The 10,497-nt window shown below is 67.9% G+C and carries 3 protein-coding genes; 2 read left to right on the top strand and 1 reads right to left on the bottom strand.

The annotated features are described in order from the left end of the window. Together JO059_RS08555 and JO059_RS08550 are read left to right on the top strand one after the other, a co-directional pair. On the top strand, nt 1–2,199 hold a 2,199-nt coding region (locus JO059_RS08555), incomplete at its 5' end, for a type I polyketide synthase (RefSeq protein ID WP_293315682.1). A gap of 51 nt (nt 2,200–2,250) precedes the next feature. Continuing rightward, nucleotides 2,251–8,589: a type I polyketide synthase gene (locus JO059_RS08550; RefSeq protein WP_293315680.1), complete on the top strand. Its 6,339-nt coding sequence runs from the start codon at nt 2,251–2,253 to the stop codon at nt 8,587–8,589. A 515-nt stretch (nt 8,590–9,104) separates the two neighbouring features. On the opposite strand, the gene JO059_RS08545 is transcribed toward JO059_RS08550, so the two are convergent. After that, nucleotides 9,105–10,497, bottom strand: a 1,393-nt coding sequence (locus JO059_RS08545) for a hypothetical protein (RefSeq protein ID WP_293315678.1), incomplete at its 5' end; no start/stop codon positions are given.

Raw genomic sequence — 10,497 nt, 5'->3', positions numbered from 1 at the left:
CAGGTACGGGTGGCGGTGGCCGCGATCGGGGTGAATTTCCGAGACGTGTTGGTGGCGTTGGGCATGTACCCCGGCGGTGGCCGGTTGGGGGCCGAAGGCGCTGGGATGGTTGTCGAGGTGGGTCCGGGTGTGACCGGTTTGTCGGTTGGCGATGCGGTGATGGGGTTGTTGGGGGTGGTCGGTTCTGAAGCGGTGGTGGACCAGCGGCTTGTGGTGCGGGTGCCTTCCGGGTGGTCGCTGGTCGAGGCTGCGGGCGTGCCGGTGGTGTTTTTGACGGCGTTCTATGGCCTTTCGGTGCTCGGGGGGTTGAGTAAGGGCCAGCGGGTGTTGGTGCACGCCGCCACGGGCGGTGTGGGGATGGCCGCAACGCAACTTGCGCGCCATTGGGGCGCTGAGGTTTTCGCTACCGCGAGTCGCGGCAAGTGGGACACGTTGCGCGCAATGGGCTTTGCTGAAGACCATATCGGGGATTCCCGGACATTGGAGTTTGAGGAAAGGTTTATGGCCGCCACCGCGGGCGCGGGAGTGGATGTCGTGCTGAACTCGCTCGCCGGCGAGTTCATCGACGCGTCGTTGCGGTTGTTGGTGGGCGGTGGTCGATTCATAGAGATGGGGAAGACCGATCTTCGCCATCCCGGGGTCATTGCCGAGCGGCATCCAGGAGTCGAGTACCGGGCGTTCGATCTGATGGATGCCGGCGAGGGTCGTATCGCGGCGATGCTGGACGAGGTGCTGTGCCTGCTGCGGGAAGGCGCCTTACAGCCGCTGCCAGTCAAAGCTTTTGAGGTGCGCCACGCCGCGGAGGCGTACCGCTTCGTCAGCCACGCCCGCCATACCGGCAAGGTGGTGCTGAGATTGCCCGGTGGGCCCGCGGGGTTGTCGGGGGGCACTGTGTTGATCACCGGGGGCACCGGCATGGCCGGTTCTGCGCTGGCTCGCCACATGGTCGGCGGCTATGGGGTGGCCCATTTGGTGCTGGTCAGTCGCGCCGGCGCGGACGCCCCCGGGGTGCCAGAGTTGGTGGCCGAATTGCGGGAGGCCGGGGCGCAGGTGTCGGTGGTCGCCTGCGACGTGGCCGACCGTGACGCGGTGGCGGCGATGTTTGCGCGGCTGCCCGCGCAGTACCCGCTGCGGGGGATCATTCACGCCGCCGGGGCGCTCGACGACGGTTTGATCTCATCGCTGACTGCCGAGCGGGTGGATGCGGTGTTGCGGGCCAAAGTCGACGGGGCCTGGAATCTCCACGAGCTCACCCGGGACTTGGATCTGCCTGTTTTCGTGGTCTTTTCGTCGATGGCCGGCATCGTGGGGACCCCCGGACAGGCCAATTACGCTGCGGCAAATAGTTTCCTGGACGGTCTGATCGAATACCGTCGCGCACAGGGACTTTCGGGTCTGTCACTGGCCTGGGGACTGTGGGAACAAGCCTCGTCGATGACGGCACACCTGGGTGATCGGGACAAGGCCCGGATGAGCCGGATCGGCCTGGCCGCCCTGTCCACCGACCAGGCGCTGGAATCGTTCGACACCGCCATGCTGGCCGACCGCCCCGTCGTCGTGGCCGTCCGTGTGGACAAAAGCGCCCTATCGGACAACGCCGCCGGTCTGCCCCCAATCCTGCGGGGGTTGGCTGCCCGGCCTTCCCGTCGTGTCGTAACCGATGTCGATATTGCCGCGTCGACGGGGTTCACCACACGCCTGCATGGGCTGACCCCCGATGCGCGACGCCGCGAGTTGCTCGAATTGGTCTGCCGCAACGCCGCCACCGTTCTCGGTCTGCCGGGAAGCCCCGATGTCGACGCAGACCGTGCCTTTCATAGTCTCGGATTTGACTCGTTGACCGCGGTCGAGCTACGCAACCGGCTCAAATCGGCTACCGGCCTTACCCTTTCCCCCACGCTAATTTTCGACTACCCCACCCCGGCCGTCCTCGCGGGGCATCTCGACGCCCAGCTGGCCGCCACCATTGACGGACCTAGCCCGCTGAACCGCTTCAACGACATCGTCCGCGAACTGCAGGCCCTGCTCGACCAACCCGATTGGGAACCCGATGACAAAGCACGGCTGAGCGCACGCATCCACGGCCTGCTCAGCAGCCCCCGTACCGATCAGGACGACCGCGAACGCCTCGACGAGGATCTCGAGGCCGCCAGCGAAAGCCAACTCTTCGCGATCCTCGACGAAGAACTCGGCCGCTGATATTCCTCAGGACTGACCCAGGACTAACCCAGGACTAACCCAGGACTAACATTGCCGAGCACCACGAAACACGTCGATTACCTGAAACGTCTGACCGCGGACCTCAGGCGGGCGCGTCGGCGCGTGTCCGAGCTGGAAGCCAAGATGTCCGAGCCGGTGGCGCTGGTCGGCATGGCGTGCCGGTATCCGGGCCGCGTGGATTCACCGGAAACCCTGTGGCGGTTGGTGCTTGAGGGCCGCGACGCGGTATCGGAATTTCCGACAGATCGCGGCTGGGACATAGACGCGCTCTACGACCCCGACCCCGACGCACGGGGCAAGATGTACACGCGCCGGGGCAGTTTTTTGCAGGACGCCGCCGACTTCGACGCCGGATTCTTCGGCATCGGGCCCAGCGAGGCCCTGGCGATGGACCCTCAGCAACGTCTCATGCTCGAGGTGTCGTGGGAGGCGTTGGAGCGGGCCGGAATTGACCCATTCTCGTTGGGTGGCTCGGCGACGGGCGTGTTCGCCGGGATAATTCACGCCGGCTACGGCGGCGAGGTCAAAGGCGACCTCGAGGGCTATGGGCTTACCGGTTCGACGCTGAGCGTGGCGTCGGGCCGGCTGTCTTATGTCCTGGGGCTGGAAGGCCCCGCGGTGTCGGTGGACACGGCGTGTTCGTCGTCGCTGGTGGCCATGCATTTGGCTGCGCAGTCATTGCGTTCGGGGGAGTGTGATCTCGCGCTGGCCGGCGGTGTGACCGTCATGGCGACGCCCGCGGCATTCGTTGAGTTCAGCCGCCAACGGGCGCTGGCCCCCGACGGGCGGTGCAAAGTGTATGCCGGCGCCGCCGACGGTACCTCGTGGTCGGAAGGTGCGGGCGTGCTGGTGCTAGAGCGCTTGACCGACGCTCGGCGCCTGGGGCATCCGGTGCTGGCGTTGCTGCGGGGTTCGGCGGTGAATCAGGACGGCGCGTCCAACGGATTGACAGCGCCCAACGGGCCGTCGCAGCAGCGCGTCATTCGGGCGGCCCTGGCGAACGCGGGCTTGACCGCAGCCGACGTGGGTCTGGTCGAGGGGCACGGCACCGGGACCGTGTTGGGCGATCCGATTGAGGTTCAAGCGCTTTTGGCGACCTACGGGCAGGACCGCCCGGTGGATCGGCCGTTGTGGCTGGGATCGATCAAATCCAACATCGGCCATACGTCGGCGGCGGCCGGAGTGGCCGGAGTGATCAAGGTGGTGCAGGCGATCCGGCATGGGCTCATGCCGAAGACGCTGCATGTGGATGTACCCACCCCCCAGGTGGATTGGTCTGGCGGCGCGGTTTCGTTGTTGAGGGAACCGCGTTCGTGGCCGGCAGAGGACGGGCCGCGTCGCGCCGCGGTGTCGGCGTTCGGGATCAGCGGGACGAACGCGCACGTGATCTTGGAGGGACCGCCCGGCGAACCAGAGCCCGTTGCGGCTGACGACGATGACCGCCGACCCGTCGTGCCATGGGTGGTCTCCGGCCGTTCCGCGCAGGCGTTGGCCGATCAGGCCATGCGGTTACTGGCGCACATGAGTGCTGATGCGAGTCTTGGTGTGTTGGACGTCGCGTGGTCGTTGGCGACCACGCGATCCATATTTGAGCATCGCGCCGTGCTGGTGGGCGACGCTCGCGAGGGATTCATGGACGGGCTAGCCGCGTTGGCTTCGGGGGAGCCCGCGGACGTGGTGGCGGGTCGCACCCGGTCGGTTGGCAAGACCGTATTCATGTTTCCCGGCCAGGGGTCGCAGTCGTTGGGGATGGGCGCGGAGTTGTACGCCCGTTTCCCCGCTTTCGCCCGCGCCTTCGACGAGGCAGTCGAGGCGTTAGATGATCATGTCCGGTTGCCGCTCCGTGGGGTGATGTGGGGCGGCGACCCAGAGTTGTTGCGAAGCACCGAGTTTGCCCAGCCGGCCCTGTTCGCCCTCGAGATCGCGCTGGCGGCGCTCTGGCGGTCATGGGACGTGGTTCCCGACATGGTGATGGGACACTCGGTCGGCGAGATCGCCGCGGCCCACGTGGCAGGAGTGTTGTCGCTGGCCGATGCTGCGCGTGTGGTGGCAGCGCGCGGCCGGTTGATGGCGCAGCTGCCGGCCGGCGGGGTGATGGTGGCGGTGGCGGCCAACGAGGCCGACGTGACGCCGATGCTGACCGATGGCGTGAGCATTGCTGCGCTAAACGGTCCCGATTCGGTGGTGCTTTCGGGCGGGCGTGCCGCGGTGGACGCGATGGCGGATCGACTGGCGACGCGCGGCCGGCGAGTGCATCGCTTGGCGGTGTCGCACGCGTTTCACTCACCGCTGATGGAACCCATGATCGCCGATTTCGCCGAGCTCGTGGCCGAGGTATCACCGGCCGCGCCGCGGATTGGATTGATTTCCAACATGACTGGGCAGCCCGCGGGACCCGGGTACGGGTCGGCGGCATATTGGATCGACCATGTGCGCAAGCAGGTGCGTTTTGTCGACGGGGTGCGGTCGGCCGAGTCATTGGGTGCCGGGGTGTTCGTCGAGGTGGGTCCGGGAGCGGCTTTGACGGCCTCGCTGGCGCAGTCGGTGAGGGGCGAGCGGGCGGTGCCGGTGGTGACGATGCCCAAGAATCGTCCCGAAGTCGACTCGCTGCTGACGGCGGCCGGGCAGCTGTTCGGCACCGGCGTAGGGGTTGACTGGAGCGCGACGTTCGGCGGTTTGGGTGGCCGGCGGGTGGAGCTGCCAACGTATGCCTTTCAGCGGCAGCGTTTTTGGTTACCGGCTGGGTCGGTTGGGTCGGGAGATGTCGGCGGCGTGGGCTTAGTGGGGGCTGGGCATGGCTTGTTGGGTGCGGTGGTGGAGCGGCCCGATTCTGGTGGGGTGGTGCTGACGGGCCGATTGTCGGCGGTTGGGCAACCGTGGCTGGCCGATCATGCGGTGTCGGGGTCGATGTTGTTTCCGGGGGCGGGTTTTGTCGAGTTGGTGTTGCGGGCCGGTGATGAGGTCGGCTGTTCGGTGATCGAGGAGTTGACGTTGTCGGCGCCGTTGGTGTTGTCGGCGGCCGGTGGGGTGCGCGTACAGGTGGTCGTGCAACCCGTCGCCGCGTCGGGACATCGTGCCGTGTCGGTGTATTCAGCTGGGCCGCAGTCGGATTCGGTTTGGATGTTGCATGCCGAGGGGGAGTTGAGCTCGGCTTCGCTGGAGCCGTCGGCGGGCTTGTCGGTGTGGCCGCCGGCTGGGGCGGCGGGGGTGGATGTGGCCGGGGTGTATGAGGGGTTGGCCGGGCGGGGTTATGAGTATGGCCCGGCGTTTCGGGGTCTGCGGGCGATGTGGCGGCGCGGTGATGAGGTCTTCGCGGACGTGGTGTTGCCGGAGGCTGTCGGTGCCGGGGGTGGTGGGTTCGGGGTGCATCCGGTGTTGTTGGATGCGGCATTGCACGCGTTGGGGTTGGCGGACGAGCAGGCTCAGACGGTGTTGCCGTTTTGTTGGCAGGGGGTGTGTTTGCATGCGGCCGGGGCTTCTCGTGCGCGGGTGAGGTTGGCGCCGGCCGGTGTTGGGGCAGTGTCGGTGGAAATGGCCGACGCGGCGGGGCTGCCGGTGCTGACCGTGCGGAAGCTGATCCTTCGTACGGTGTCGACCGAGCAATGGTCGACTGCCGCGGTGAGTCACGGCGGCGGTGGGCTCTTTCAGGTGGTCTGGTCGCTATTAGCTGTGGGGGACAATGGCAGTCGCGATGGCGTCGTGGTGTTGGAACCCCGGGACGCCGGGTCGTACGCGGTCGGCTCGGTGTATGCGGCGACCCATGAAGTGCTGCAGGCTTTGCAATCCTGGCTGGCCACTGACAGTCCGGGCGTGCTGGCGGTGCGCACACGCGGGGCGGTCGCGCTTGCTGGTGAGGAAGTCGTTGATTTGGCGGGTGCGGCGGTGTGGGGGTTGGTGCGTTCGGCGCAGGCCGAGCATCCGGGTCGGGTGGTGTTGGTCGATTCTGATGGCTCAGTGGATGTCGAGGACGTAATTGGTTGCGGTGAGCCGCAACTGGTGGTGCGTGCAGGTGTGGCCTATCGGCCTCGGTTGATGCCGGTAGGTGCGAGTTCGGTGTTGGTGTTGCCGCCTGGGGGGTGGCGGCTGGATGCCGGTGGTAGTGGGACGTTGCAGGATGTGGTGGTGTGCCCGTGCCCGCGGATGGAGCTGGCCGCCGGGCAGGTGCGGGTGGCGGTGGCGGCGGTTGGGGTGAATTTCCGGGATGTGTTGGTGGCGTTGGGGATGTATCCGGGTCGGGGTGAGTTGGGGGCCGAGGGTGCCGGTGTCGTCGTTGAGGTGGGCGCGGGTGTGTGCGGGTTGGTGGTTGGTGATGCGGTGATGGGGTTGTTGGGGGTGGTCGGTTCTGAAGCGGTGGTGGATGAGCGGTTGGTGGTGCGGGTGCCTTTGGGGTGGTCGTTGGTTGAGGCTGCGGGTGTGCCGGTGGTGTTTTTGACGGCGTGGTATGGGCTTTCGGTGTTGGCGGGGGTGCGGGCGGGTCAGCGGGTGTTGGTGCATGCTGGGACTGGTGGGGTGGGGATGGCGGCGGTGCAATTGGCGCGGTGTTGGGGTGCGGAGGTTTTCGCGACGGCGAGTCTTGGCAAGTGGGACACGTTGCGTGGTATGGGTTTTGATGATGAGCAAATCGGTGATTCTCGGACGTTGGAGTTCGAGGAGCGGTTTTTGACCGCGACCGGTGGGGCCGGAATGGATGTGGTGCTCAACTCGCTGGCCGGTGAGTTTATCGATGCGTCGTTGCGGTTGCTGGTCGGTGGTGGTCGGTTTGTCGAGATGGGTAAGACCGATGTGCGCGATCCGTTGGTCGTCGCTCAGCGGTATCCGGGTGTGCAGTATCGGGCCTTCGATCTGATGGAAGCCGGCCCGGAGCAGATCGCGGCGATGCTGGGCGAGTTGATGGGTTTGTTTGCCGATGGCTCATTAACACCGTTGACTACCAAGGCGTTTGACGTACGACGTGCCGCTGATGCCTACCGGTTTGTCAGCCAGGCCCGTCACACCGGCAAGGTCGTGCTCACCTTGCCCGGCGGGACGGCGGGACTTGCCGGGGGCACGGCGTTGATCACCGGGGGGACCGGCATGGCGGGGTCGGCGCTGGCCCGTCACCTGGTCGACCGGTACCGGGTGGCACATGTGATGCTGGTGAGTCGCAGCGGTTCTCGGGCCGAGGGGGTCGCAGACCTGGTCGCCGAGTTGCGCGAGGCTGGGGCGGGGGTTTCCGTGGTGGCCTGTGACGTCGCCGACCGGGATGCCTTGTCGGAGTTGCTGACCCAGGTGCCGGCGCGTTATCCGCTGCGCGGCGTTTTTCATGCCGCGGGTGTTCTCGACGATAGTTTGATTTCATCGTTGACCGCCGACCGCGTGGATGCGGTATTGCGTGCCAAGGTCGACGGTGCCTGGAACTTGCATGAGCTGACGATGGATTTGGACTTGTCGGCGTTCGTGATGTTCTCGTCGATGGCGGGGATCGTGGGTGCGCCGGGCCAGGGAAGCTATGCGGCGGCTAACAGCTTCCTTGATGGGCTGGCCGCATACCGGCGTGGGCGGGGATTAGCTGGGTTGTCGCTGGCGTGGGGGCTGTGGAAACAACCCAGCGCCATGACCAGGCACCTCAGCGACAGCGACCGCGCGCGCATGAGCCGGATCGGGCTAACACCTTTGTCCAGCGACCAGGCGTTGGCGCTCTTCGATGACGCGATGTTGGCGGACCACTCGATGCTGGTGGCCGCCCGATTGGACGCGGCGACGCGTCCTGGGAACGGCGCGGTGCTGCTGCCTCCGATATTGCGCGAACTTGCCGCCCGTTCGTCCCGGCGCGTCATCTCTGACGCCGGGACAGCGGCGTCGGCGTCGGGTCTTCGCGCGCGCCTGCACGGACTCAGCACCGAACAGCGACGACGCGAGCTCACCGACTTAATTTGTGGCCACGCGGCTACAGTGTTAGGTCATACCGCCGCAGATATCGACTCCCAGAGCGTTTTTCAGGATCTCGGATTCGACTCCTTGACCGCAGTGGAGCTGCGTAACCGCCTCAAAAGCGCTACGGGACTGACCCTTTCACCGACCTTGATGTTTGATTTCGCCACTCCCATTGCCCTGGCCGAGCACCTCGACATCCAACTGGCCGACGTGACCGGTGATGAACCGCCGGATCGCATGGCCCGCGTCAACGATGTCGCACGCGAGCTACAAACACTGATCGAGCAACCGGGATGGCATCCGGACGACAGAACGCGTCTCCGCGCTCGATTGGCAAGCCTGTTGACTGCCCTGAGTACGCCTTGCGCAGATCCGGAGCCGGATCCCTATGACGACATCAACACCGCCACCGAGAGCCAACTCTTTGCGCTCCTCGACGAAGAACCAGGCCCTTGATTGCGCCTGTCGTGAGCTCAACAGTCTGGGAATCGGCCAGATTGGCGGCGATCGAACTCGACAGCGAGATCGACGTATCCGGGTGCTTGACGACTTCGGTCGCATCCTTCACCGGCGCCCGACGATCTCCTTGTCGCCGGTCGCGCCTTTAGACATGCTCTGCCGGGGGGCCCGACGTCGCCTATCGAGCGCGGGCCGAAGCTTGTGAGCGCACCTGGTGCAGCTCGACGGTGTTAGCCGAACGGTATTTGCCGGCGATCGAGATGAGTCGTGGTCGAAATGGGCCGAAGAGCCAGCGGCGATCACCGCCCCCGCTCCGATCGATGATGCCCACCCGAAAGCAGTGCGCCGGAGTGCAGCGGGGGCTGCGGAGCCCGTCCCACCGGCGCTGTGGATCTCGCCGGCGACAGCCACGGCTCTGAATCTGGTTGTTTCGCTGAGGTTCGGAAGCTGCCACCGCGTCGGGGAAAGCTGAGCTTCGCCGAATTCCCGCCGCAGATCACCGACCGCCAATGCTAGAGGCCGCCGGTGCCGCCGGTGCCGCCGGTGCCACCGTTACCGCCGACGCCGCCGCTGCTGCCGATGCTGCCGGCGCTGCCGGTGCCGCCCGTGCCACCGGTGCCGGTGTTGCCAGTGCCGCCGGTGCCGCCGTTGCCACCGGTGCCGCCGGTGCCGCCTGTGCCGAGAAGGATCGTGCTGCCGCCGGTGCCGCCGGTGCCGCCGTTCCCGCCGGTGCCGCCCGTTTCTGTCGTGCTTGTACCGCCCTGGCCGCCTCTGCCGCCTGTGCCGCCCGCGCCGGCGTCCGTTGCGGCGACGCCCGTGCCGCCCGTGCCGCCCTGGCCGCCGGTGCCGCCGGCGCCGGTGCCGGCGCCGGCATCCGTGCCGCCTTGGCCGCCGGTGCCGCCGGTGCCCCCTTGACCGCCGTGGCCCGTGGCGACGGAGGCGCCGCCGTCGCCGCCTTGGCCGCCCGTGCCACCGGCTCCCGCGGCGCCCGCTGTCCCGCCGGTCCCGCCCGTGCCGTGCGCTCCGCCAATGCCGCCTTGGCCTCCGGTACCGCCACTGCCGCCTTGACCACCGGTACCGAGGGGGAGGGAGGTGGCGCCGGTGCCGCCTTGGCCGCCCGTGCCGCCGATGCCGCCTTCACCGCCGCTGCCATTACTTCCGCCGTTGCCCGAGCCGCCGGCACCGCCGGCGCCGGCGGCTCCGCCGGTGCCGCCGTTGCCACCCGCGCCAGTGGCGCCCGCACCGCCGGTGCCACCATTGCCGCCGTTGCCACCTGTGCCGCCAGTGCCTCCCGTACCACCGGCACCGGAGGAGCCGCCCTGGCCTCCCTGGCCGCCCTGCCCGGCGGCAGTGCCGCTGCTATTCGCGAGACCAGTGGCGCCGGCACCGCCGGTGCCGCCGTTGCCGCCGGTACCGCCATTGCCATAGGCGCCGGCGGTACCGGTGTTCCCGCCGATGCCGGCACTGCCGCCGGCACCGGCGGTGCCGCCGTTGCCGCCGCTACTGCCGTCGCCGCCGGTGCCGGTCCCGGTGGCGGCGGTGCCTGAGCCTCCGATGCCGCCAGAGCCACCATTGCCGCCGACACCGCCGCTGCCGGCAGTGCCCGCGGTGGTCAGGCTGCCGCCACTGTTGCCGCCGGTCCCGCCCTTGCCGCCCTCGCCGCCGGCGTCGCCGGCGCCGGTGGTCAGGTTGGTGAGGCCGGTGGCGCCGTTGCCGCCGTTGCCGCCGGTGCCGCCGTGGCCCCAGACGCCGGCGGCAGGGGTTCCGCCGGTGCCGCCGGTGCCAGCCGCCCCGCCGGCCCCGGCGGTGCCGCCGTTACCGCCGCTGCCGCCGTTGCCGGTCAAGGCAGAAGCACCGGTGCCGCCGTTGCCGCCGTCACCGCCGGTCCCGCCGGATCCCGCGGTG

The organism is Mycobacterium sp., from assembly GCF_019247615.1.
GTDB lineage: Bacteria > Actinomycetota > Actinomycetes > Mycobacteriales > Mycobacteriaceae > Mycobacterium.
The sequence above is the reverse complement of the archived record's forward strand: the minus strand, read 5'-3'. Positions and strand labels throughout refer to the sequence as shown.